This is a genomic window from Delftia sp. Lp-1 (assembly GCF_020523835.1).
Classification (GTDB): domain Bacteria; phylum Pseudomonadota; class Gammaproteobacteria; order Burkholderiales; family Burkholderiaceae_C; genus Comamonas; species Comamonas acidovorans.
Genome location: NZ_JAJALJ010000001.1, coordinates 1,274,689 through 1,299,306, shown reverse-complemented (window position 1 = coordinate 1,299,306; position 24,618 = coordinate 1,274,689). Strand labels below are relative to the sequence as shown.

26 protein-coding genes are annotated in these 24,618 nt (G+C 62.8%); 11 read left to right on the top strand and 15 right to left on the bottom strand.

Features of this window, described 5'->3' with window-relative positions:
* The 11 genes from LGR64_RS05680 (at window position 1) to LGR64_RS05635 (ending at window position 7,384) form a co-directional block, all read left to right on the top strand.
* Complete coding sequence (locus LGR64_RS05680) at window positions 1-219, top strand: hypothetical protein (protein WP_133073610.1); 219 nt, start codon at window positions 1-3, stop codon at window positions 217-219.
* A complete protein-coding gene (locus tag LGR64_RS05675; RefSeq protein WP_034367010.1) occupies window positions 212-415 on the top strand; it encodes a hypothetical protein in 204 nt (67 codons plus the stop codon). The genes LGR64_RS05680 and LGR64_RS05675 overlap by 8 nt, the downstream gene beginning before the upstream one ends.
* 4 nt (window positions 416-419) lie before the next feature.
* Window positions 420-635, top strand: a complete 216-nt coding sequence (locus LGR64_RS05670) for a major capsid protein (protein ID WP_126312308.1) — start codon at window positions 420-422, stop codon at window positions 633-635.
* 615 nt (window positions 636-1,250) lie between these two features.
* Complete coding sequence (locus LGR64_RS05665) at window positions 1,251-1,952, top strand: hypothetical protein (RefSeq protein WP_230355067.1); 702 nt, start codon at window positions 1,251-1,253, stop codon at window positions 1,950-1,952.
* 59 nt (window positions 1,953-2,011) lie between these two features.
* Complete coding sequence (locus tag LGR64_RS28655) at window positions 2,012-2,245, top strand: virulence factor TspB C-terminal domain-related protein (protein ID WP_423779890.1); 234 nt, start codon at window positions 2,012-2,014, stop codon at window positions 2,243-2,245.
* A gap of 4 nt (window positions 2,246-2,249) precedes the next feature.
* On the top strand, window positions 2,250-2,546 hold the full coding sequence (locus LGR64_RS05660) for a DUF2523 domain-containing protein (RefSeq protein WP_133072429.1): 297 nt from the start codon (window positions 2,250-2,252) through the stop codon (window positions 2,544-2,546).
* Between the two features lie 7 nt (window positions 2,547-2,553).
* Window positions 2,554-3,690, top strand: a complete 1,137-nt coding sequence (locus LGR64_RS05655) for a zonular occludens toxin domain-containing protein (protein ID WP_230355066.1) — start codon at window positions 2,554-2,556, stop codon at window positions 3,688-3,690.
* Between the two features lie 424 nt (window positions 3,691-4,114).
* Window positions 4,115-5,083: a rolling circle replication-associated protein gene (locus LGR64_RS05650; RefSeq protein ID WP_133072427.1), complete on the top strand. Its 969-nt coding sequence runs from the start codon at window positions 4,115-4,117 to the stop codon at window positions 5,081-5,083.
* Window positions 5,084-5,432: 349 nt separating this feature from the next.
* On the top strand, window positions 5,433-6,035 hold the full coding sequence (locus LGR64_RS05645; RefSeq protein WP_133072426.1) for a recombinase family protein: 603 nt from the start codon (window positions 5,433-5,435) through the stop codon (window positions 6,033-6,035).
* Between the two features lie 67 nt (window positions 6,036-6,102).
* Complete coding sequence (locus LGR64_RS05640) at window positions 6,103-6,576, top strand: YhbY family RNA-binding protein (protein WP_012206726.1); 474 nt, start codon at window positions 6,103-6,105, stop codon at window positions 6,574-6,576.
* Between the two features lie 13 nt (window positions 6,577-6,589).
* Window positions 6,590-7,384 (top strand): hypothetical protein, encoded by a 795-nt coding sequence (locus tag LGR64_RS05635; RefSeq protein WP_013801461.1) that lies wholly within the window; start codon window positions 6,590-6,592, stop codon window positions 7,382-7,384.
* Between the two features lie 77 nt (window positions 7,385-7,461).
* On the opposite strand, the gene LGR64_RS05630 is transcribed toward LGR64_RS05635, so the two are convergent.
* The 15 genes from LGR64_RS05630 to LGR64_RS05560 all read right to left on the bottom strand — a co-directional run bounded on the left by LGR64_RS05630 (window position 7,462) and on the right by LGR64_RS05560 (window position 24,611).
* Window positions 7,462-7,905 carry a DUF4149 domain-containing protein gene (locus LGR64_RS05630; RefSeq protein ID WP_141834526.1) on the bottom strand — a complete coding sequence of 148 codons (444 nt, stop codon included), beginning with the start codon at window positions 7,903-7,905 and terminating at the stop codon, window positions 7,462-7,464.
* Window positions 7,906-7,949: 44 nt separating this feature from the next.
* A complete protein-coding gene (gene greA, locus LGR64_RS05625; RefSeq protein ID WP_012206729.1) occupies window positions 7,950-8,426 on the bottom strand; it encodes a transcription elongation factor GreA in 477 nt (158 codons plus the stop codon).
* Window positions 8,427-8,680: 254 nt separating this feature from the next.
* Entirely contained in the window at window positions 8,681-11,929 is a 3,249-nt protein-coding gene (gene carB, locus LGR64_RS05620) for a carbamoyl-phosphate synthase large subunit (RefSeq protein ID WP_034396158.1), read from the bottom strand.
* Window positions 11,922-13,094, bottom strand: coding sequence for a glutamine-hydrolyzing carbamoyl-phosphate synthase small subunit (carA, locus tag LGR64_RS05615; protein WP_141834523.1), 1,173 nt, complete (start codon window positions 13,092-13,094; stop codon window positions 11,922-11,924). The genes carB and carA overlap by 8 nt, the downstream gene beginning before the upstream one ends.
* 174 nt (window positions 13,095-13,268) lie before the next feature.
* On the bottom strand, window positions 13,269-14,060 hold the full coding sequence (locus LGR64_RS05610; protein ID WP_099750765.1) for a TrmH family RNA methyltransferase: 792 nt from the start codon (window positions 14,058-14,060) through the stop codon (window positions 13,269-13,271).
* Window positions 14,061-14,121: 61 nt separating this feature from the next.
* Window positions 14,122-14,829, bottom strand: coding sequence for a ribonuclease HII (rnhB, locus tag LGR64_RS05605; protein WP_012206733.1), 708 nt, complete (start codon window positions 14,827-14,829; stop codon window positions 14,122-14,124).
* Window positions 14,792-15,982 carry a lipid-A-disaccharide synthase gene (lpxB, locus tag LGR64_RS05600; RefSeq protein WP_141834520.1) on the bottom strand — a complete coding sequence of 397 codons (1,191 nt, stop codon included), beginning with the start codon at window positions 15,980-15,982 and terminating at the stop codon, window positions 14,792-14,794. Before lpxB ends, rnhB begins: the two co-directional genes overlap by 38 nt.
* Before the next feature lie 21 nt (window positions 15,983-16,003).
* Complete coding sequence (lpxA, locus tag LGR64_RS05595) at window positions 16,004-16,801, bottom strand: acyl-ACP--UDP-N-acetylglucosamine O-acyltransferase (RefSeq protein WP_013801455.1); 798 nt, start codon at window positions 16,799-16,801, stop codon at window positions 16,004-16,006.
* 7 nt (window positions 16,802-16,808) lie between these two features.
* A complete protein-coding gene (fabZ, locus tag LGR64_RS05590) occupies window positions 16,809-17,249 on the bottom strand; it encodes a 3-hydroxyacyl-ACP dehydratase FabZ (protein WP_012206736.1) in 441 nt (146 codons plus the stop codon).
* Window positions 17,246-18,253 (bottom strand): UDP-3-O-(3-hydroxymyristoyl)glucosamine N-acyltransferase, encoded by a 1,008-nt coding sequence (gene lpxD / locus LGR64_RS05585; protein WP_141834517.1) that lies wholly within the window; start codon window positions 18,251-18,253, stop codon window positions 17,246-17,248. The genes fabZ and lpxD overlap by 4 nt, the downstream gene beginning before the upstream one ends.
* A 23-nt stretch (window positions 18,254-18,276) precedes the next feature.
* Window positions 18,277-18,786: an OmpH family outer membrane protein gene (locus tag LGR64_RS05580; protein WP_012206738.1), complete on the bottom strand. Its 510-nt coding sequence runs from the start codon at window positions 18,784-18,786 to the stop codon at window positions 18,277-18,279.
* On the bottom strand, window positions 18,786-21,083 hold the full coding sequence (gene bamA, locus LGR64_RS05575; protein ID WP_013801452.1) for an outer membrane protein assembly factor BamA: 2,298 nt from the start codon (window positions 21,081-21,083) through the stop codon (window positions 18,786-18,788). The genes LGR64_RS05580 and bamA overlap by 1 nt, the downstream gene beginning before the upstream one ends.
* Window positions 21,084-21,128: 45 nt before the next feature.
* A complete protein-coding gene (gene rseP / locus LGR64_RS05570; protein WP_185750998.1) occupies window positions 21,129-22,499 on the bottom strand; it encodes an RIP metalloprotease RseP in 1,371 nt (456 codons plus the stop codon).
* Between the two features lie 82 nt (window positions 22,500-22,581).
* Window positions 22,582-23,760 (bottom strand): 1-deoxy-D-xylulose-5-phosphate reductoisomerase, encoded by a 1,179-nt coding sequence (ispC, locus tag LGR64_RS05565; RefSeq protein ID WP_043819021.1) that lies wholly within the window; start codon window positions 23,758-23,760, stop codon window positions 22,582-22,584.
* Window positions 23,757-24,611, bottom strand: a complete 855-nt coding sequence (locus tag LGR64_RS05560; RefSeq protein ID WP_141834511.1) for a phosphatidate cytidylyltransferase — start codon at window positions 24,609-24,611, stop codon at window positions 23,757-23,759. Before LGR64_RS05560 ends, ispC begins: the two co-directional genes overlap by 4 nt.
* Window positions 24,612-24,618: the final 7 nt, after the last annotated feature.

The following is a 24,618-nucleotide window of genomic DNA, read 5'->3' as shown; positions in this document are numbered from 1 at the left end:
ATGGTCGCGCTCACCGAAGCCCAGTTGCAGCACTTCGCGCATACGTTGGTATGGCTCGCGATGTGCGGTGGTGCCCTCGGCGCTCTCGCCTTTGGGCTGTTCATGGCGGTTATCACGCGCGGCATTTCGAGCGTCGGTAACTGGATGGATCGGCGCACCCGCATCTACACAGCGCGGATGCGTGCCACTGCCCTGCATCGCATCAACAGCAATGGCTGACCAGGTCATTCAGTGCGCGCAAGCCTGCACGGTCACCGTGCAGCACGAATTTGCCCTCCCGGTGCTCTCGCTGAGTCCCGAAGAGGGCGCAGCAATCAGCGGCGCCGTCCTGCTGATCTGGGCTGTCGGTTGGGGCTTTCGAGTCCTGATTCAGACGCTCAGAAATACCGACGGAAACCAAACTCAAGAGGACTGATTTCATGAATCGCATCAATACCCAAACCGCGCGCATTGCCGCAATCGCTGCTGCTGCAGCCCTGGCCGCTGGTGGCGCGAATGCTGCTGCTGTGGACGTTGGCGCCGTCGTCACCGATATCGGTGCGCAAGCTGTGCCCATCGGCCTGATCGGCGCCGCCGTGCTGCTGATCTTCGTGGGCGTCAAGGCGTTCCAGTGGGTGCGCAAGGCGCTGTCCTGATCAGCGGCCTATAGGAACCCGCAGACCGGCCGGCTGCGGGGCCTTTTTTTTAAAGCGCCACGGGTGGCGTTTCAAAGAGGGGGTGCCATGGGCCTGTTTGTAATCGTCGCAATGCTGGGGGCTGCATGGCTTATCTTTTCCGCATAATTGCTTTTTTATTATCTTGCACGCCATTTGCAATTATTGCTGCAGAGCAGTGCACTTTATATAACACAAATGGTGGTGGCATCGATTCTGGGTGGGTCTCATCTAGGCAGGCTGCTTGTTCTCCTTTGGTGGGTGGGTCTTATACGATGTATCACGGGGTCAGTCCCGTTGTAGCAAAGATTGTTTCGGCGACAGTTACTCCTGGCGGGCTTTGTGAATTAGAAGCAGAGTACGTCTACAAAGGTACTACATATAAAGACTACGATAAGAGGGCAATATCTACAAAATTAGGTGACTGTGGATGCAAGGCCGGTACAAAGATGTATTTTGATGACCGACCTGGTGAGGTGCCGACTGCTATGTGCGAGAAGGGCTGCGTTGTCACCCCGACTATCACAACTAAATTTCAGAATTCGTCCGGCACGTGGGTGTGGGGCGGTGAGGGTACTCAGACTGGCGGTAAATGCGATGGCAACGCAGGTAATACGCCCGGCGATGGTAGTGGCGCAGGCGGCGGCACGGGTGGCGGTACTGGCGGTGGCACTGGGGGCACAGGTGGTGGCACGGGCGGCGGCACGGGTGGTGGCACAGGAGGCGGCACGGGTGGTGGCACGGGTGGTGGCACGGGTGGTGGCACGGGTGGTGGCACAGGAGGTGGCACAGGAGGTGGCACAGGAGGTGGCACAGGAGGCGGCACAGGAGGCGGCACAGGAGGCGGCACAGGAGGCGGCACGGGTGGTGGTACAGGAGGCGGCACGGGTGGTGACACAGGAGGTGACACAGGAGGTGGCACGGGTGGTGGCACAGGCGGCGGCACAGGCGGCGGTACTGGGGGCGGCACAGGAGGGGGCACGGGGGGCGGCACAGGAGGTGGCACGGGGGGCGGCACAGGCGGCGGCACGGGGGGCGGCACGGGAGGTGGCACAGGCGGCGGCACAGGGGGTGGTGTCGATACAGGAGGCGGCACAGGGGGCGGCACAGGCGGTGGCACGGGGGGTGGTGTCGATACAGGAGGCGGCACAGGAGGCGGCGATTGCAAGGGTGACGATTGCGGCGACGGCAAAGGCAAATTCGGTGGCTCTTGCTCTGCGGGTTTCACGTGTGAGGGCGATGTTTTACTTTGTGCGATTGCCAAAGAGCAGCATAAGCGCGCGTGCGAGTTATTCGTAAACGAGTCTCCAGAATCAAAGCTATATGACGCCGAAGTCGCTAAGGGTCGAAATCGCGACGTGACGAAAGATTTACCCGGAAATAAAGATGTGGATGTTTCAGGGAAGCTGAGTCAGGACAATTTGCTTGGTGGCGGCCAATGCATATCTGATTTGTCGGTGACTGTGTGGGGCACCGAAGTATCTTTGCCTATGTCCCGTATTTGTCCTGGCCTTGAATACATGGGCTGGGTGCTGGTCGCAGTGTCTAGCCTGGCTGGATTCCGTATTGTTTCTGGCGTTGCGAGGGAGTAATTAAATGCCTGTTTTTCTCGCTGCGCTGGGCGGCATGTTCCTTAATATTGCTGGCAGTCTCGCAGGACAAGTGTTGATTTCTCTCGGAATATCTGTTGTCACGTACATGGGTGTTGACACTGCGCTTGACCGTCTGAAGTCTGACGCTCTAACTGCTTTTTTCGGCCTGCCTCCTGAGTTGGTCGGTCTGCTTTCGTATATGAAAGTTGGCGTAGCCATCAGCATCATTACGTCAGCAGTAGCAGTGCGTCTCAGCCTCGCGGGCATGACTGGCGCGGTGAAACGTTTCCGTAAGCAGTGAGGCTGGGATGATCTATTTAACTACTGGTGGCAATGGTGCAGGTAAAACGCTGTTTACTCTCAAGGATGTCCGTGAGCAGCAATTAAAAGAAAGTCGTCCAGTCTATTTCCACGGTTTTACTGCGAAGCAGATCCTTCTCGATTGGGGTTGGCAGGAATTCGACCCGAAGAAATGGCAGGATTTGCCCGATGGCTCTATCTGTGTGATGGATGAATGTCAGAATGAGTTTCCTCACAAGATTCAAGGGGAGTTGCCTGAATATATAAACGCTGTCGCTCAGTTCAGGCGCAAGCGTGGTTTTGACTTCTGGATGATTACGCCTCATCCATCCCTGATAAACGTCAATATCAGGCGACTTATCGAGGCGCCTAGCTGGCATAGGCATTTCAAGCGTACTTTTGGCGCGGATATGGTCAGTGAGCTGCGCTTTAATTTTGCTGAAACTGCGTGTGAAAAGCCGGGTGCTGGTGCTCGTGGCGTCGTATCAATGCGTGCATTTCCCAAGGAGGTTTACGACTGGTACGAGTCCGCGTCTCTGCATACTGGCAAAAAAAAGGTGCCTTGGCGTGTCTGGATGGTTGTTGCTTGCGCCTTGCTTGTGCCTGCTTTTGGGTATCTCGCAATCACCGGGGTCTATAAAAATGTGACGAAAGAGCGGCCGCAAGCCACCGTTGCGGGTGCGACGGCTGGGCCTGGTCGTGCTGCAGGCAGCGAGGGGCGCGTGCTGACCGCTGCGGAATATGTAGACGCTCGCGCGCCTCGCATCCCAGGTTTCCCGCATTCGGCGCCCGTCTATGACTCTGTAACCCAGCCCGTTGAGGCGCCATACCCTGCTGCTTGCGTCGTCATGCGCGGAGAGTGCAAGTGCTACACGCAGCAGGCCACCCTCCTGTACATGCCTGAGGGCCTGTGCAAGCACATCGTAGACCGCGGCTTTTTCGTTGATTTCAAATTGCCGCGCGAGGCCCCGCGCCGGTCTGTAGATCAGTCTCGGCAGGAGGTGCGGCCAGTCCAGCCAGTGCAGCAGCAGCCCCCGCAGCAACTGCAGGTTGTCGTCGCGCCCCTCCCGCAGCAGGACCCCGGCGCGGCCTATCTGCAAGGTCTATCTGCGCGCAATGCACAGGTGCGTAGTGGGCTGCAGTGATGTCACCGTCCAGTCGCGCGACGTGCCCGGCGATGTGCTCAGGGCGTCACTAGCGCGCCTGCCGCTTGCTTCCTGCGGCGCTATTGCACGCCCTGCAGCGTCGTTGCCATTGCGCCTGCGCTGGCCCCTGTACGCGAGGCGCAGCGCCCATGCCAAGCGGGCCGCAATCCGTCGCCCTGAGAAACCAGGTAGCCCCCCGCGTAAGCGGCTCTGTGTTCTGCCTGGCCGTGGGCCTGGATGAGGCCAGCGTGCGGGTGGCCCGCCCATGCAGGCGGAGCGCAGGGGCGGGCCGCGCGCAGCGCGGCCTAGATTTATCCCATAAACACTTTGGGACATACAGGGCAGCAGGGCTCTGAAAAAGGTGAACCCCGCGACGGCGGCAACCGTCCGGGGCTCGTGACGTCAACCAACACGACTGGTCAACATGATCCGAATTATCTGTGATGCGAACCCTACGCGTCGATACACCCCTGAAGAACTGCTGCACATGCATCGTCGTGGCGAGGCTCTCACAGTCTTTGATGGCAGCACGGGCGAGGGCATGCGTGTGAAGGCCCATGACCTGGGCAATGGGCACATGGAAATCACAGGCACGGCCCCCACGGTCTGGGTGGAGCGTGAGTGGAATCACATAGCCCTGGAGACCTACCTGGAGCGCGTCATTGAACGGCGCGAGGAAGAGGCCGAAGAGATGCGCGAACGGTCGCTGACCATCGCGGCGAATCGTGCAAAGGTCAAGGTGCGCAAGCTCTGCAAAGCGATGGGATCAGACACCCTGCTGACGCTCACGTATCGCGCAAACGAGACGGACCTGGAGCGATCCAAGAAGGATCTAAAAGAGTTCGTGCGCCGCATGCGTCGGTACATGCCTGAGTTCAAGGCTGTGGCCGTGTATGAGTACCAGGCCCGCGGGGCAATCCATTGGCACATTGCGACGGCAAATGTGCCCCGTGTGTTCGAGCGCAAGAATGACCAGGGCCAAACCTACCAGGTCAAAAGCTTTGACGCTATCCGCAGCGTCTGGCGTGGTGTCACGAAAGAGCGTGGCGGCAACATCGATCTGGCCCGGCGCAAGCGCAACAGCATGCGTTCCCCTGCTCGCATTGCCTCGTACATCGCCAAGTACATCGTCAAGGCATTCCGCGAGGGGCAGGCCTTCACGAATCGCTACAGCACCTTCGGAGACTTCGAAATGGGCAAGCCCGTCGACCTGGGCTGGTTCCCTCGCGTCGCAGATGCTGTGTCGGCTTGCTATGACTGCATGCTTCAAGGTCAGGCTGTTGTCTATTCGGAGCTGTCGCGCTGGCGTGACTGGTTCGTACTGCACGCAGAGGTGCCAAAACGGCCCGCCACGCGTTTTTTAGAAGGTGGTGGCTATGCAGGCATCAACTGACCCTAAGCGCGCAAACAGCACCGGAAACGCTCGCCTGCGGCGATACCGCGACGGCAAGAAGCGCGTTGATCTGTACATAGACCCTGGGCTGCTGCAACAGGTGCAGCGGATCGGGAAGACCTATGAGGCCAGTCAAAGCGAGGTCATAGGTTGCATGCTGAGGCACGCGTTGACGTCACATGACTGGATGCGTTTCGGGCTGCTGTGGCGGAACAAGTGACGGGGTCGGGACGTAGGCATCTCGTCTACGTGATGCCGCTGTGTGGCTGTGGCCCCTACAGGTGCAGTTTGTCGCGTGATTTGACGCCCCTCCCTAGCATCAAGTCGTCGCAACAAAGTGAGTAGGAACATGCTGATTGGTTACGCGCGGGTCTCAACGAGGGATCAAGAAACGCACCTTCAGATGGATGCATTGCATCGGGCGGGTGTGCAACAGATCTATCAGGAGAAGACTAGCTCAGTGAGTGCACGCCCGGAGCTGCAACGCTGTCTTGCCGCGCTGCAGCCAGGTGACACCCTGGTTGTCTACAAAATGGACCGCATCGCTCGCTCGCTGCTGGATCTACTAATGATTCTGGATCGCATCAAAGCGTCAGGAGCTGCGGTGCGCTCTCTCACAGAGCCGCTTGATACGACAGGGCCGCTGGGTGTCTTCATGGTCCAAATTTTGGGAGCTGTGGCGCAGCTTGAGCGAGGGATCATCAGAGAGCGCACGGTTGCGGGGCAAGTTGCTGCGATCAAGCGGGGGCGTGTCTTTGGTAGGCCCAAGAAGCTTGATGATGAGCAAGAAGCGGAGGCCCTACGCATGTTGGCTGAGGGCTGGAGTAAGGCTGCGACGGCAAGGCATTTTGATGTGTCGCTGATCGTCGTGCGTCGGATCGCTGATGAGGCTGCGGGCAAAAAAAACACCGGGCGTTACCCGGTGCTGCGCAAGTTCCTTGATGGTGAGTAGCCATCGCCTGTGACGGCTTCTACTATTGACTTTCATGCTGGATTCTTTCAGCCTCGATAATACGGCCATGCCCCAAATTCAATTGACTCCCGCCGAGCGCCGGGAACACCGCGCCAACGCACACCACCTGGACCCCGTGGTCCTCATCGGAGGTGACGGCCTGACGGCTGCCGTGCAAAAGGAGGTCAACGCCGGCCTTAACGCACATGGCCTGATCAAGGTCCGTGTCTTCAACGACGACCGCGCCGCACGCGAGCAGATGTATCTGCAGCTGTGCGACGAACTTGGCGCTGCACCCATTCAACACATCGGCAAGCTGCTGGTGCTCTGGCGCCCCATGCCGGAAAAGGAAAAAGCCATCGACGAGAACCGCATGCCCGGTCCTCGCGATGTCAAGCTGCTCAAGTTCAGCAAGCGCTCCGGCCAAAAGCCCGAGGTCAAGCAGATCCGCGTGCTGGGCAACCAGCGCCTGACGGCAGGTGGCCAGGTCAAGCGCGCCAAGCCCAAGCAAAAGTCGGTCAAGAAGCGCCAGGCAGACTGAGTCCGCCGCATCCATGACCGTAGCATCCCATGCCGCCAGCGTGGCCCAGGCCGCGCAACCGCCCTCCGCCTCCCCCTCTGCGCAGCAGCGCTTCGTGATCTGCATGAAGTGGGGCAAGAAGTACGGTCCGGAGTATGTCAACAGGCTCTACGCCATGGTGCGTCGGCATCTGAAGGGCGATTTTCGCCTTGTCTGCCTGACCGATGACGGCGTGGGGATTCGTGACGAAGTCGAATGCCTGCCCATTCCGCCGCTGAACCTGCCCGCCGGCATTCCCGAGCGTGGCTGGAACAAGCTGGCCACCTTCAGTGCCGACCTGCATGGCCTGCGCGGCACGGCGCTGTTTCTTGACGTGGACGTGGTCATCACCGGGCCGCTGGACGATTTTTTCACCGAGCCCGGCGAATTCCTGATCATCCACGACTACAAGCGTCCCTGGCGCATCACGGGCAATTCCTCGGTGTACCGCTTCGAGCTGGGTGCCCACCCCGAGGTACTGGACTACTTCCGCACGCATTTCGAAGAGATCCGCAGCAGCTTCCGCAACGAGCAGGCCTACCTGTCCGACATGCTGCACAAGCAGGGCAAGCTCAAGTACTGGCCGCAGGCCTGGTGCCCCAGCTTCAAGTACCACTGCATTCCCGCATGGCCGACGAACTACTGGAAGCCGCCCTTCGTGCCGGATGGTGCACGCGTGGTCATCTTCCACGGAGAATGCAACCCGCCCGACGCGTTGGCCGGCCGGCGCAATCGGCGCTTTCGCTATATCCGGCCTGCCACCTGGGTGGCCGAGCACTGGCACGAGTGAGCAGCTCGACCCACAAAAAAACGCCCGCGCTTGCGGGCGTTTTCGTTTGGCATGGTGCCGAACCGGCAGGACCGGGATCAGGCCGTGGCCTCGGCTTTCGCTTGAGACGGACTGCCTATGCGCCACAGCACGACGAGCGCACACAGCCACTGCAGCGCATACATCACCGTGCCCACGCTGTGCCACAGCTTGAGGTTGTCGCGTGCAACGATGCGCGGCGACACGCCGTACTGGACCAGAAATGCCAGCAGCATGCCTGCGATCACAAAGCCCAGACAGGCCTTGGCCCAGGGCTGCAGGACCTGCTCCTTGTTGCGCCGGGACAGGACCAGCAGCAGGGCCGCGCAGGCGATGGACACCCAGGTCTGCGCGGCAAACAGCTTGGCTGCCATGAAGCCCGCGACAGCCGGCGTGGGCAATTGGGCGAACAGCATGGGCACGGCCATGAAGCCGATGGCCGACAGGCTGCCCCACCACAGGGCAGCAGCCAGCAGGGGAATGCGCTCGTACAGGTTGCTCATGGGCTTAGGCCTTCCTCAATGATCGAGGCACAGGCGCTGGCGCATCAGAGGTAGCGCACCGACACCACTTCATAGCGGCGCTCGCCGCCCGGTGCCTGCACGACGGCGGTATCGCCCTCTTCCTTGCCGATCAGCGCGCGCGCGATGGGGCTAGAGACGTTGATCAGGCCCAGCTTGAGGTCGGCCTCGTCCTCGCCGACGATCTGGTACTTCACCGTGTCGCCGCTGTCTTCATCCTCGAGCTCCACCGTTGCACCGAAGACCACGCGGCCACCGGCATCCACGGAAGAGGGATCGATGATCTGGGCAGCCGACAGCTTGCTCTCGACCTCGGCAATGCGGCCTTCGATGAAGCCTTGACGGTCCTTGGCAGCTTCGTATTCGGCGTTTTCGCTCAGGTCGCCCTGGGCACGTGCCTCGGCGATGGCCTGGATGATGGAGGGACGCTCCACGGTTTTCAGGCGGTGCAGTTCGTCCTTGAGCTTCTCGGCTCCGCGCTTGGTGATGGGAATGGTGGCCATTGAAAAGTCTCCATGTTCAGCGAACGCCGCGCGCTGCGCGGTTTCTTTGGTACAGGCGGGCCGGCGACTTTGCGGCTGGACCTGCACCCCAAAAGCAAACCGCCGCACGTTGCCGCGCGGCGGTTTCATCGAATGATTCGTTCCATTATGCCGTGTTTACCCACCCGAAATGGTGGGATAACCCGGTGGCACTGTCGGACAGTGCCGCTCGCTGCGCGCCATCAAAAAACAGGCGCAGCGGCAATGGAAGGATCTCAGGCAGCCTGCAGTTGGGCGTGCAATTCCTGGACCGAGTGCACGTCCATGTTGCCCATGGACTTCATGCCTTCGACGGCAGCTTCGGCACCGAAGATGGTCGTGAAGGTGGTCACACGCGCCAGCAGGGCGCTGGTACGGATGGCACGCGAGTCGGCGATGGCATTGCGGCGCTCCTCCACCGTGTTGATGACCATGGCGATCTCGCCGTTCTTGATCATGTCCACGATGTGGGGGCGGCCTTCAGTCACCTTGTTGACGAGCTGCACCTCGATGCCGGCCTCGGAGATGGCCGCTGCCGTGCCGCGCGTGGCGCACAACACGAAGCCCATCGCAGCCAGTTCCTTGGCCACGGCCACGGCACGCGGCTTGTCGGCGTTCTTCACGGTCAGGAAGACCTTGCCCTGGGTCGGCAGCGTGACGCCGGCGCCCAGTTGGCTCTTGACGAAGGCTTCGCCAAAGGTCTTGCCCACGCCCATGACTTCGCCGGTGGACTTCATCTCGGGGCCGAGGATGGTGTCCACGCCAGGGAACTTCACGAACGGGAAGACGGCTTCCTTGACGCTGAAGTACGGCGGCGTGACTTCCTTGGTGATGCCCTGCTGGGCCAGCGTGTCGCCGGCCATGCAGCGCGCAGCCACCTTGGCCAGCTGGATGCCGGTGGCCTTGGAGACGAAGGGCACGGTGCGCGAGGCGCGCGGGTTGACTTCCAGCACGTAGATCACGTCGCCGTCGGCCGTTTCCTTGATGGCGAACTGCACGTTCATCAAGCCGACCACGCTCAGCGCGTTGGCCATGGCGGCAGTCTGGCGCTTGATCTCGGCCACGGTCTCGGGCTTGAGGTAGTAAGGCGGCAGCGAGCAGGCGGAATCGCCCGAATGTACGCCAGCCTGCTCGATGTGCTCCATCACGCCGCCGATGAAGACGGCGCCTTCACGGTCGCGCACGCAGTCCACATCGCACTCGATGGCGTTGGACAGGAAGTGGTCCAGCAGCACGGGCGAGTCGTTGCTGACCTTGACGGCTTCGCGCATGTAGCGCTCCAGGTCGCGCTGCTCGTGCACGATTTCCATGGCACGGCCACCCAGCACGTAGCTGGGACGCACGACCAGGGGGTAGCCCAGGCCGGCCGCCTTTTCCAGCGCTTCGGGCTCGGTACGGGCCGTGGCATTGGGCGGCTGGCGCAGGCCCAGCTCATGCAGCAGCTTCTGGAAGCGCTCGCGGTCTTCGGCCGCGTCGATCATGTCGGGCGTGGTGCCGATGATGGGCACGCCTTCCTTTTCAAGACCCAGCGCAAGCTTCAGGGGCGTCTGGCCGCCGTACTGCACGATGACGCCAACAGGCTTCTCGACAGCCACGACTTCGAGCACGTCTTCCAGCGTCAGCGGCTCGAAGTACAGGCGGTCCGACGTGTCGTAGTCGGTGGACACGGTCTCGGGGTTGCAGTTGACCATGATGGTTTCATAGCCGTCCTCGCGCATGGCGAGCGCAGCATGCACACAGCAGTAGTCGAACTCGATGCCCTGGCCGATGCGGTTCGGGCCACCGCCCAGCACCATGATCTTTTTCTTGTTCGTCGGCTCGGCTTCGCACTCCTCGTCATAGGTGGAGTACATGTAAGCCGTGTCGGTGGCGAACTCGGCAGCGCAGGTGTCCACACGCTTGAACACGGGGCGCACGCCCAGTGCCTTGCGTGCCTCGCGCACGGCCTTCTCATTGCTGTGCAGCAGCTTGGCCAGGCGACGGTCGGAGAAGCCCTTTTGCTTGAGCGTGCGCAGCGTGGTGGCGTCCAGTGCGGCCAGCGCGGCATCGCCCTTTTCCTCGTAGACCTGGTCCAGTTCGAGTTCGATCTTCACGATCTCTTCGATCTGCACGAGGAACCACTTGTCGATCTTGGTGATGTTGTGCACCTCGTCCAGCGTCCAGCCGGCAGCGAAGGCATCGCCCACATACCAGATGCGGTCCGGACCTGGCTCGCCGAGTTCCTTTTCGAGGATCTCGCGGTCCTGGGTCTTTTCGTTCATGCCGTCCACGCCGACTTCCAGGCCGCGCAGCGCTTTCTGGAAGGACTCCTGGAAGGTACGGCCAATGGCCATGACCTCGCCCACGGACTTCATCTGCGTGGTCAGGCGGTTGTCGGCAGCGGGGAACTTCTCGAACGCGAAACGCGGGATCTTGGTGACCACGTAATCGATCGAGGGCTCGAACGACGCAGGCGTCTTGCCGCCCGTGATGTCGTTCTTGAGTTCGTCCAGCGTGTAGCCCACGGCCAGCTTGGCAGCGACCTTGGCGATGGGGAAGCCCGTGGCCTTGGAGGCCAGCGCCGAGGAACGCGACACGCGCGGGTTCATCTCGATGACGATCATGCGGCCGTCCTTCGGATTCACCGAGAACTGCACGTTGGAGCCGCCCGTGTCCACACCGATCTCGCGCAGCACCGCCAGCGAGGCGTTACGCATGATCTGGTATTCCTTGTCGGTCAGCGTCTGCGCGGGTGCCACGGTGATCGAGTCGCCGGTGTGCACGCCCATGGGGTCCAGGTTCTCGATGGAGCAGATGATGATGCAGTTGTCCGCCTTGTCGCGGACGACTTCCATCTCGTACTCCTTCCAGCCAAGCAGCGATTCCTCGATCAGCAGCTCATTGGTCGGGGACGCTTCCAGCCCGCGCTTGCAGATGGTCTCGAACTCTTCGGGGTTGTAGGCAATGCCGCCGCCCGTCCCGCCCAGCGTGAAGCTGGGGCGGATGACGGTGGGAAAGCCCATTTCCTTTTGCACGGCCCAGGCTTCGTCCATCGAATGGGCGATGCCCGAGCGCGCCGAACCCAGGCCGATGCGCGTCATCGCATCCTTGAACTTGAGGCGGTCCTCGGCCTTGTCGATGGCCTCGGGAGTTGCGCCGATCAGCTCGACCTTGTACTTGTGCAGCACGCCGTTGCGCCACAGGTCCAGCGCGCAGTTCAGCGCGGTCTGGCCGCCCATGGTCGGCAGGATGGCGTCGGGACGCTCCTTGGCGATGATCTTCTCGACCGTCTGCCAGGTGATGGGCTCGATGTAGGTGACGTCGGCCGTGGCCGGGTCGGTCATGATCGTGGCAGGGTTGCTGTTGATCAGGATGACCTTGTAGCCCTCTTCGCGCAACGCCTTGCAGGCCTGCACGCCGGAGTAGTCAAACTCGCAGGCCTGGCCGATGACGATGGGACCGGCGCCAATGATCAGAATGCTTTTGAGGTCGGTGCGCTTAGGCATTTTTGTGTTTCTCCATCAGCGCCGTGAAGCGGTCAAACAGGTAGGCGATATCGTGCGGGCCGGGCGAAGCCTCGGGGTGGCCCTGGAAGCAGAACGCAGGCTTGTCCTTGTGCTCAAGGCCTTGCAGCGTGCCGTCGAACAGGCTGATGTGCGTGGCGCGCAGCGTGTCGGGCAGGGACTCCATCTCCACGGCAAAACCATGGTTCTGGCTGGTGATGCTGACCCGGCCGTTGTCCAGGTCCTTGACGGGGTGGTTGGCGCCGTGGTGGCTGTTGGCCATCTTGAAGGTCTTGGCGCCGGCGGCCAGGGCCATGATCTGGTGACCCAGGCAGATGCCGAAGACGGGCTTGCCGGACTCCACCAGCTCCTTGGTGGCGGCAATGGCGTAGTCGCAGGGCTCCGGGTCGCCAGGGCCATTGGACAGGAAAACGCCGTCGGGGTTGAGTGCCAGCACTTCCTTGGCAGGCGTCTTGGCCGGCACCACGGTCAGCTTGCAGCCGCGCTCGGCCAGCATGCGCAGGATGTTGAACTTCACGCCGAAGTCATAGGCCACCACATGGAAACGCGGGGCCTGCTGCTGGCCGTAGCCTTCGCCCAGCTTCCACTCGGTTTCCGTCCATTCGTACTGCTGGGCGGCGCTCACCACCTGGGCCAGATCCAGGCCCTTCATGCTGGGGGCCGCCTTGGCCGCAGCCAGTGCCTCGTCGATGCGCGCCTGGGTCACTTCTTCGCCAGCGGCCAAACCGACGATGGCGCCGTTTTGTGCGCCCTTGTCGCGCAGCAGCCGTGTGAGCTTGCGCGTGTCGATGTTGGCAATCGCCACCGTGCCGCTGCGCGTGAGGTAGTCGGGCAGGGTCTCGGACTTGCGGAAGTTGCTGGCCAGCAGCGGAAGGTTCTTGATGATCAGGCCCGCCGCATGGACCTTGCCAGCCTCGACATCCTCTGCGTTGACGCCGTAGTTGCCGATGTGCGGATACGTGAGCGTCACGATCTGCTGGCAGTAGCTGGGGTCGGTGAGGATTTCCTGGTAGCCGGTGATTGCCGTGTTGAAAACGACTTCACCAACCGTGGTGCCTTGCGCACCGATCGAGTTGCCAACAAAGACCGTGCCGTCTGCGAGCGCCAGGATGGCGGATGGGAATGCTCCCTTGAGAGACAAAAGCACTGGGTTCTCCGGTTCTAATTACGGTTACGCCCAGCGTGCCGCACGGACGGATCCGGGCGGGTTATAGCTTGTCTGCAGGGGGTGGCGAGGAAGCGTCGCTAGGCGTAGTGTGGAATGCTTGAAAGCCGCCCATTATAGGCTGGTCGTGCTTCAGCCTCCTGACAGGAGGCGGGATTACCCTTGACGTGAGCCGGCACTCACGCTGCTTGCGTGCAGGCATATCGCCGCTGCAGCAGCCACGTTCAGCGACTCCTCACCGCCCGGCTGGCCGATGCGCACATGCTGCGCTGCCCGCTGCATCAGCGCCTCGCCAACGCCCTGCCCTTCATGGCCCATGGCCCAGGCACAAGGCCAGGGCAGCGCGGCATTGTGGATCAGTTCGCCCTGGTGGGAACTGGTCACGATCAGGGGCAAGCCAAGCGCATCCAGGTCTTCGGGCGAGGCCGACTCGACCAGTTGCAGACCGAAATGCGCCCCCATGCCGGCGCGCAGCACCTTTTGGCTCCACAGCGCAGCCGTGCCCTTCAGGGCCACGACCTGGCTGAAACCGAAGGCAGCGGCACTGCGCAGGATGGAGCCCACGTTGCCTGCGTCCTGCACGCGGTCCAACACCACCGTGGCCACGCCGGCACGGATGACCGCCGATGCCTGCCAGTCCATCAGAAAACCGATGCGCGCCGGGGACTCCAGGCCGCTGACTTCGGCAAACAGGGCATCTGCCAGCACCACGCACTTGCCTGCGCCCTGCACCCATTCCAGCGGCACCAGCGGCCAGAAGGATTCGGCCACCACGGCCACGGAGGGCTGCATGCCACGCGCCAGCGCGGCACGGCACAGATGGTCCCCCTCCAGCCAGACGCGCCCTTGCTTGCGGTAGGCCCCACTGTCCTGGACAAGCCTGCGCAAATCCTTGACCAGGACGTTGTCACGGGACTGGATCAATGTGGCGGCGGGTTGTCGGCTCATGGTGAGGCTTTCGGGCAAAGGGAACAGCGCGCCACGGGCGCAGAAAGAAACGGCAAGGCGCTCAGGCCGACAGCAGCAAGGCTTGCGCGCCCTGCGCCGCAGCTGCCACGCGGGCAGCGGCCAGAGGCTCGGCCATGCGGGCAATGCTCACGACATGGGCCACCGGCGCGAAGGTTCGCCGGTGCTCCTCGCAGGCACCGTGCAGGCGCAGCGCCGCAAGGTGGGCCGCCGTTCCGTAGCCCTTGTGGCCGTCGAAGCCGTATTCCGGATATTGTTCATGCAGCCGTTCGCACCAGCGGTCGCGCGTGACCTTGGCCAGAATGGAGGCGGCCGAGATGGCCTGCACCAGGGAGTCCCCCTTGACAATGGCCTCGGCCTGCACATCCAGCACGGGCAGCTGGTTTCCATCCACCAGCACGAGCACCGGCTTCAGGCGCAGACCCAGCACCGCACGGCGCATGGCCAGCAGCGTGGCCTGCAGGATGTTCAAGCGATCAATCTCTTCGACCGAGGCCTCGGCAATGCTGCAGCACAGCGCCTTGGCACGGATCTCGTCATAGAGTGCCTCGCGGCGCGCAGCCGTGAGCTTCTTGGAATCGTTCAGGCCCTCGATGGGATTGAGATCGTCAAGAATGACAGCAGCGGCCACGACAGGGCCGGCCAACGGGCCGCGGCCCGCTTCGTCCACGCCCGCAACCAACCCCGGCGGATGCCAGGGCAGGCACGCCTGTTCAGGCGGCAGTGGGGGCAATGATTTTCTCGATCGCATGGGCGGCCAGTTCGGCAGTATCGCGCCGCAATTCATGGTGCAGCGCTGTGAAGCGCTGTACCAGCGCCTCGACGGTTGAAGGGGAATGTTCGCACGCCTGCAGCCATTGCAGCACAGCCGCGCTCAGCGCCTGGGGCGTTGCCGCATCCTGGATCAGCTCGGGCACGACGAAATCGCCGCACAGGATGTTGGGCAGGCCCACCCAGGGCTGCAACTGCTTGCCACGCATCAGGCGCCAGCTCCAGGGGTGCATGTTGTAGCCGATCACCATGGGACGCTTGTACAACGCGGCTTCCAGCGTCGCCGTGCCGCTGGCGATCAACGTCACGTCGCAGGCTGCCAATGCATCATGGGACTGGCCGCGCACGATGTGCAGCGACGAGGCCATGCCGGACTCCTGGGCAATGCGCCGCAACTCGTCCAGTTGCGAAGGCACGGCAGGCACTACTATTTTAATAGCTGGCAGCGCCTTCCGGACCAAAGCTGCAGCCTGAAAGAAACAGGCTGCAAGATAGCGGATTTCGGAGCGTCGGCTGCCGGGCAGCACGGCCAGCACCAGACCATCTTCCGGCAGACCCAGCCGACGGCGCGCGGCGGCACGGCCGGGCTGCAGCGGAATCACGCTGGCCAGGGGATGGCCCACGTAGGTGGCGTCTATGCCGTGACGGGCCAGCAACTCAGGCTCGAAGGGAAAGATGCACAGCACATGGTCGGCCGCACGCCGGATTTTCTCGACGCGATCGGCACGCCAGGCCCAGATCGAGGGGCAGACGAAATGCACGGTCTTGATGCCCGCAGCCCGCAGATCGGTCTCCAGGCCCAAATTGAAGTCGGGCGCATCGATGCCGACAAAAACGGCTGGCGGCTGCTTGAGCAGGCGCTGGCGCAACTGCCGGCGGATGTTCAGAATCTCGGCCAGTCGGCGAAACACTTCCCAGCTGTAGCCATGCACGGCCAGCCGCTCGCAGGACCACCATGCCTCAAAACCGCGCTGCTGCATTTGGGGCCCGCCGATGCCAAAGGCCGAAGCCTCGGGCCAGCGGGCCTGCAGCCCCCCGAGGAGCAAGGACGCCAGCAGGTCGCCTGAGGTTTCCCCGGCGACCATGGCAATCGATGGACTCAGGCGCGCCAATGGCGCCGCGTTCTCTGTCATGCCGTCCTTTCGCGCGCCGGATCAGCGCGCAATGCCCCGGGTCGAAGCGGCCAGAAAATCCAGCATCAGCGATACATCGGCAGCGGCCTCGGGCTGCTCGCCAGCCAGCGCGCCAATAGCGTCGCGCGCGGCCTCCAGGGTCAGCCCCTGGCGATACAGCAGACGGTGCATCTGCTTGATGGCCTGGATACGCTGCGGCCCGAATCCGCGCCGGCGCAGGCCTTCGATATTGAAGCCACGCACGGCCAGGGGATTGCCATCCACCATCATGAAGGGCGGCACATCCTGCGAGATATGGCTGGCAAAGCCCGCCATGGCATGGGCACCCACCTTGGTGAACTGGTGCACACCCGTCAGGCCGCCCAGGATCACATGGTCGCCCACATGCACGTGGCCGGCCAGGGTGGCATTGTTGGCCAGGATGGTGTGGCTGCCCACGACGCAGTCGTGGGCCACATGCACATAGGCCATGATCCAGTTGTCATGGCCTATGACCGTGACACCCTGGTCCTGCACGGTGCCCGCATTGAAAGTGCAGAACTCGCGCACCGTGTTGCGGTCACCGATGACAAGCCGCGTGGGCTCGCCTGCGTACTTCTTGTCCTGGGGCTGCGCGCCCAAGGACGCGAACTGGAAAATCCGGTTGTCACAACCAATGCGGGTATGGCCTTCGACAACGCAATGCGCGCCAATCGTGGTGCCGGCGCCGATTTCCACATGCGGCCCGATGACGGCATAGGGGCCGACCGACACCGATGAATCCAGCTGTGCAGCGGAATCTATCAGTGCCGTGGGATGGATGCGTTCAATGCCAGCCATGCGCCCGTCAGCCCACGTTACGCATGGTGCACATCAGCTCGGCTTCGCAGGCCACTTCGTCCTCGACGCGGGCCACGCCCTTGAACTTCCAGATGCCGCCGCGAACGCGATCGATGGTGATCTCCAGCACCAGCTGGTCGCCTGGCTCCACGGGGCGCTTGAAGCGCGCACCGTCGATGCCCACGAAGTAGTAGATGTTGTTTTCGTCGGGAACCTGGCCCATGGCATCGAAGGCCAGCAGGCCGGCAGCCTGCGCCAGCGCCTCCAGGATGAGCACGCCCGGCATGACGGGACGGCCTGGGAAATGGCCCATGAAATAGGGCTCGTTGAACGTGACGTTCTTGATCGCCTTGATGCGTGTATTGCGCTCAAGCTCCGTGACCTTGTCCACCAGCAGGAAGGGGTAGCGGTGGGGCAGTTGCTTGAGAATTGCGTGAATATCCATCATTGCGTTCCGTTATGGCCTTGATCCGCCGATTGCTGCAGTTGCCGCTCCAGGGCCTTGATGCGATCGCGCATGGAGTGCAGCTGCTTCAGCGTCGCAGCATTTTTTTCCCATTTGGCGTTTTCATCCACGGGAAACATGCCCGTGTAAACACCTGATTGTGTCAGCGAACGGGTCACTACCGTCGCTGCCGAAATATGCACCCTGTCGGCCAGCTGCAGATGGCCCAGCACGATGGCGCCGCCTCCCACGGTGCAATGCGCGCCAATGCGCGCGCTGCCGGCCACCCCCACGCAACCGGCCATGGCCGTATGCTTGCCGACGTGCACGTTGTGACCGATCTGGATCAGGTTGTCGAGCTTGACCCCGTCCTCGATCACCGTGTCGTCCAGCGCTCCGCGGTCTATGCAGGTATTGGCGCCGATTTCCACATCGTCGCCGATCCGCACGCCACCGAGCTGCTCGATCTTCACCCATGCTCCGTTCTCGGGCGCAAACCCGAAGCCGTCCGCTCCCAGCACCACGCCGGAATGCAGAAGACAGCGCGCCCCCACATGGCAGTTCTCGCCAATGGTGACGCGCGACTTGAGCACGGTGTGGGCACCGATGGTGGCACCCTCTTCAACCACGCAGAGCGGGCCGATCGTGGCAGAGGCATCAACGATGGCACTCTCGTGCACCACCGCGCTTGGATGGATACCGGCCGGCGCCACAGACCTGCAGTTCCGCTTCCACCACTGCGTGGCCCTGGCGAAGTAGGCATACGGGTCAGGGACCACGATGCAGGCACCCCGCTGCTGCGCCGGCTCACGCATGGCGGGCGCCACAATAACGCAGGCCGCCTCGGAGGCGGCCAGTTGCTGGCGGTAGCGGGGGTTGCTCAGAAAACTGAGATCCCCGGCCCCGGCGGAATCCAGCGGCGCGATGCGGGAGATGGGCATCTCCCTTTCGCCACCGACCAGTTCGCCACCGAGTGCATCGAGGATCTGACCCAACAATACGCTCACGGCATGCAGCCCTGGACGCTGGCTTACTTGCCGCCGCCGTTCAGCGCCTTGATCACTTTGTCAGTGATGTCGTACTTGGGGTTGATGTAGACGGCTTCCTGGAGGATGACGTCGTACTTCTCGGCTTCTGCCACTTGCTTGACCACCTTGTTGGCGCGCTCCAGAACCTGGGCCAGTTCCTCGTTCTTGCGGGAGTTCAGGTCTTCCTGGAACTCACGGCGCTTGCGCTGGAACTCGCGGTCCTGGTCCACCAGCTGACGCTGACGGGAGACGCGCTGGCTTTCGGCCATGGTGGGCGCTTCACGCTCGAACTTCTCCGAAGCGCTCTTGAGCGTATTGCCCTGGTCGACCAGTTCCTTCTCACGCTTGGAGAATTCCTGCTCCAGCTTGGACTGCGCAGCCTTGGCCGTCGACGCTTCACGGAAGATGCGGTCCGTGTTCACAAAGCCGGCCTTGAACTCTTGAGCGTGCGCAGAAACAGCCATGGCGCCAAGCAGCACAGCCAGGGAAAAATGGCTAGATAGAGATTTCATTAGAAAGAGGTTCCAATTTGGAATTGCAGTCGCTGGATTTTATCCCCGGTCTGCTTGCGGATGGGTTGAGCAAAGGCGAGACGCAGGGGGCCCAGGGGGGAAATCCAGCTGATGCCCAGGCCCGTGGAAGCCCGCAGCTCCCCGAGATCGAAGTTCTCGTTGGCCCCGTAGACATTGCCCACATCGAGGAATGTAAAAAGACGCAAAGTCCTGTCATTGCCGGCACCGGGGAAGGGAATCATGAACTCTGCGTTCAAGGTCACCTTCTTGGAGCCGCCAAGCGCCAAGTTTTCCTTGGTGTCGCGCGGACCCAGCGAGCCCTGCTCGAAGCCACGCACCGAGCCCAGGCCACCCGAGAAGAAGTTCTTGAACAGCGGGAACGGACGGCCATTGAGGCCCTTGCCGTAGCCCAGTTCACCGTTCAGTGCCAGCGTGTACTTCTTGCTCAGAGGGATGTACTGCTGGATCTGGTAGTTGGCTCGCACATAGCGGGCCTCGCCACCCACCGACCACTCGGTGTTCAGGCGCTGGTAGAGACCCGAGTTGGGCGCCAGCGCGCTGTCACGGCTGTCACGCGACCAGCCCAGGGTCAGCGGAATGCCGGTGTTGGAGTAGCCGTACTTGTCGGCATAGTCCTTGTACGCCTGGGGCAGGTAGGTGCCGGGCTTGATTTCGGAGCGCTCCACGCCACCGCCGAAATACACCGTGTCGATCTCGCTGAAGGGCACGCCAAAGCGCACGCTACCGCCCGAGGTGACGATCTTGTAGGCCGCATCGTCGTAGTAGGGACGGTCGGTGCGGTAGTACAGATCGTAGGTGCGCGAAATGCCGGTGTCCGTGAAGTACGGGTCCGTGGTGGACAGCACCATGGTGCGGCGGTACTTGCTGGTATTCACGTCCACGCCCAGGTAGTTTCCCGAGCCGAACACGTTTTCCTGCTTGATGCCGAACGAGAGCGAAACCTTTTCGGCACTGGAGAAGCCCGCACCCAGTTGCAGCGAACCCGTGGGCTTTTCAGCCACCGAGATGACCAGATCCACCTGGTCAGGCGAGCCCGCCACTTCCTGGGTTTCGACGTTGACCTCGGTGAAGAAGCCCAGACGGTCCACACGGTCGCGCGACAGGCGAATCTTGTCGCCGTCGTACCAGGAGGCCTCGTACTGGCGGAATTCGCGGCGGATCACTTCGTCGCGCGTGCGGTTGTTGCCACTGAGATTGATGCGTCGCACATAGGCGCGGCGAGAAGGCTCGGCGTGCAGCACCAGGGCCACGCGGTTGGTTGCACGGTCGATGTCCGGCACGGCCTCGACGCGTGCAAAGGCAAAGCCGAAGTTGCCGAAGTGCTCGGTGAAGGCCTTGGTCGTCGCCGTGACCTGGTCGGCGTTGTAGGGCTCGCCGGGCTTGATCTTGACCAGGGACTTGAATTCGTCGTCGCGGTCGAGGTAGTTGCCTTCCAGCTTGACGCCGGAGACCACGAAACGCTCGCCTTCATGGATGTTCAGGGTCAGCGAGATGGTCTGCTTGTCGGGCGAGATGGCCACCTGGGTGGAGTCCACGCGGAACTCCAGGTAGCCACGCTGCAGGTAGTACGAGCGCAGCGTTTCCAGGTCGGCGTTGAGCTTGTTGCGCGCATAGCGGTCCGACTTGGTGTACCAGCTCATCCAGTTGCCGGTGTCCTGATCGAACAGATCCTTGAGCGTGGATTCGCTGAAGGCCTTGTTGCCGACGATGTGGATCTCGTTGATGCGGGCCGGATCGCCCTCGGTCACCGTGAAGGTCAGGTTGACGCGGTTGCGCTCGATGGGCGTGACCGTGGTGACGACTTCCGCGCCATAAAGGCTACGGTTGATGTACTGGCGCTTGAGCTCCTGCTCGGCACGGTCGGCCAGGGCCTTGTCGAAGGGACGACCTTCTGCCAGGCCCACATCGCGCATGGCCTTTTGCAGGGTTTCCTTGTCGAACTCCTTGGTGCCGGCGAAGTTCACCTCGGCGATGGTCGGGCGTTCTTCGACGACGACAACGAGCACGTTGCCATTGGCTTCGAGGCGGATGTCCTTGAACAATCCCAGCGCGAACAGCGAGCGGATCGCAGCTGCGCCCTTGTCATCGTCGTATTGGTCGCCCACGCGCAGCGGGATGGATGCGAAGACCGTGCCCGGCTCCACGCGCTGCAGGCCTTCGATGCGGATGTCCTGTACACGGAAGGGCTCCAGCGCCCAGGCTGCATTGGCAGCCAAAACCATGGCAGCCAGGGTCGATGCAGCGCGCACGCCCAGGCGATTGATACGTTTAGTCATGAATGGATTTGCCGCCGCTGCGGCTTGCCGAAAACGGCTGAAAAGTTAGCCCCAAAGCCGGTTGATATCGTTGAAAAAGGCGACGGACATCATCATCATCAAAACCGCCACGCCTGCACGCTGCAAGCGCCCGGCCCAGACTTCCGACACGCTTCGGCCAGTCACGCCCTCCCAAAGATAATACATCAGGTGCCCGCCATCGAGCACCGGCAGGGGGAGCAAGTTGAGAACCCCCAGGCTGATGCTTATCAGCGCCAGGAACGAGAGGTATTGAACCAGGCCCATGCTGGCCGAGCGCCCCGCATAGTCGGCAATGGTCAAGGGGCCGCTGATGTTCTTGAGCGATGCCTCACCTATCACCATGCGGCCCATCATTCGCAGCGTCAGCGACGACAGCTCCCAGGTGCGCTGCACGCCAGCCCACAGGCCTTCCAGCGGACCGCGCTGCACCAGAGCCATCTCGGGAGCGCTGCCGATGTAGGCACTGATGCGGGCAATGCTCTCCTTGCCATCTTCCGAGCGGCCCAGATCGGGCAGCACGGGGATCTGCAGTTGCCTGCCATCGCGCTCCACCAGCCAGACCTGCTGCTGGACCTGGCCGGATGCACCCATCTTGCGGATGAGATTGCGCAGTTGGGTGCCGTCATCCACCGGGGTGCTGCCCACGCGCAGCACCAGGTCGCCCTGGCGCAAGCCGGCCTTTTCGGCGGCACCACCGGCAATCACCTTGTCCAGCACGGGCTGCGTCCAAGGCCCCAGCAGGCCCAAGCGCTCGAAGAAGGCGGCATCGGGCTCGCCCTGCACCTGACCGGCCAGCGCCAGCCGCAGTTCGGACGGAGCGGTGCGCCGGCCCTGGAGCACTTCCATGCGCACCGACTCATCATCGAGCGCGGCGCGCGTCAGTGTCCAGCGCAGATCATTGATGGAGCGGACCTCTTCCCACTCCTGGTCGCCCAAGGCGATGCGCAGCACGCGATCACCGCCCTGCACGCCCGCCATCTGCAGCACCGTGCCCGCCGGCGGCGTGGCCAATCGCGCCACGGGCTCCTGCATGCCCATCCAATTGACGACGGCCAGCAGCGCAACGGCCAGCACGAGATTGGCCACCGGGCCTGCCGCCACGATGGCCGCACGTGCACGCAGCGGCTGGGTGTTGAATGCCAGATGGCGCTGGTCGGCAGGGACTTCGCCCTCACGCTCGTCGAGCATGCGCACATAGCCGCCAAGCGGCAGTGCACCGATGACGAATTCCGTGTCCGAACCTTTGCGCTTCCAGCGCAGGATGGGGCGACCGAAGCCGACGGAAAACCGAAGCACCTTCACGCCGCAGGCCACAGCGACGCGGTAGTGGCCCCACTCGTGGACGGCAATCAGCACGCCCAGCGCGACCACAAATGCAACTACGGTCAGCAACAATTGATACTCCTTTGAATCCAATGCGCACCTGGACACCGCCGCAGGCCCACCGAGAAACCCGGTCTGGCCCGCGAAACCGGCATTACAGCTGCCACTGCCGCGCCACGGTGTGCGCGATTTCGCGGGCCTGGGCGTCCAGGGCCAGCAGGTCGTCAAGGCTGCCCAGTGTAGGCGGCAGCAAGGTTTCGAGAGTGCGCAAATTCACAGCGTGGATACGGTCAAATGCCAGGCGTCGCTCCAGGAAGGCGGCAACGGCGACTTCGTTGGAAGCATTGAGAACCGCCGTAGTTCCCTCGCTGGCGAGCAGCGCCTGCCAGGAAAGATGCAGGCCCGGAAAACGCACGGCATCCGCCTCTTCAAAGGTCAGGGCCGACAGCTTCGCGAAATCCAGGGGCGCCGCGCCACTGGCGATGCGCCGTGGCCAGGCCAGGCCGCAGGCGATGGGCACGCGCATGTCGGGCGTGCCCAGTTGCGCCAGCACCGAGGCATCCTTGAACTGCACCATGGAGTGCACGATCTGCTGCGGGTGGATGACGACCTTGATCTTGTCGGGAGCCATGTCGAACAGCCAGCGTGCCTCGATGACCTCCAGCGCCTTGTTCATCATGGTCGCCGAGTCCACGGAGATCTTGCGCCCCATGGAGAAGTTCGGGTGCGCGCAGGCCTGCTCCGGCGTGATCTCGGACAAGGTGGCCGGATCGCGCAGGCGAAAGGGTCCACCCGACGCCGTGAGCAGCAGACTGTCCACGCGATCGGGCCAGCTGGCTCGGTCTTCCGGCAGGCACTGGAAAATGGCCGAATGCTCGCTGTCTATGGGCAGCAGGGTCGCGCCATGGCGCTTGACCGTGTCCATGAACAGTGCGCCGCCAACGACCAGAGCCTCCTTGTTGGCCAGCAGCAGGCGCTTGCCCGCGCGCGCGGCCGCCAGACAAGGCGCAAGGCCCGCCGCACCGACGATGGCAGCCATGACGGCATCGACCTCGGGATGCGAGGCGATCTGCTCCAGCGCGTCTGGCGACTGCAGCACTTCGGTCGCCAGCCCATTGCTGCGCAGCTGTTCAGCCAGCAGCTTCGCGTGTGGCGCGCTGGCCATGACGGCATAGGCGGGCTTGAATTCGGCGCACTGGCGCAGCATCAGGTCCACTTGCGTGGCCGCGCTGAGTGCAAAGACCTCGTAGTGCTCGCGGTGGCGCGCCACCACGTCCAGCGTATTGGTACCGATGGAGCCTGTGGAGCCCAGGACGGTGATTTTCTGCTTCATGAATGCGCGAAAGAGGAAAGCATCATGGCCAGCGGCAGGGTCGGCAACAGGGCATCGACGCGATCAAGCACGCCGCCATGGCCGGGCAGCAGACCACTGCTGTCCTTGACGCCCACGCTGCGCTTGACCAGGGATTCGACCAGATCGCCGACCACGCTCATCGCGGCCATGAACACAACCGCCAGCAGCAGGAACCAGGCCCCGCGCGCCAACAGCAACGAATAGAAACTGGGCACGGCCACCCCGTAGTGGCGGTCCGCCCAGACCCAGGCCAAGGCCAGCACCAGCACGCCGGCCATGCCGCCCCACACGCCTTCCCAGCTCTTGCCAGGACTGATGGACGGCGCGAGCTTGGACTTGGTGAATTTCAGGCCCAGGGTCCGGCCTGCGAAATATGCAAAGACATCGGCCACCCAGACCAGCACCAGCACCGACAGCAGGAAGTTGATGCCCATCATGCGCGCCTGCACCACGGCCACCCAGGCCAGCCACAGGGCCAGCACTCCGCCAACCAGTCGCACAGGCCCCGCAATGCGCGGCCAGCCGGCCACGCCTGCGCGCAGCAGTGCCGCTCCGCCCAGCACCCAGGCGGAGCCAGCGACCACCCAGACCGCGGTCAGAGGACGCTCCAGCCAGCCCACGGCCCAGGTCCCCACGCACATCGCCGTGCAGATGGCACCTATGCCTATGGCACCAGCGGAGCCAAAGCCGTTGAGACGGCCCCATTCCCAGGCACCCGCTGCCATGAGCACGAGCACCACCACGGCGAACGGAACGCCCGTCGGATAGAACAGCGCAGGCAGCAAGATGGCCAGCAGGATCAGGGCGGTGATGACTCGCTGCTTGAGCATGGCTCCC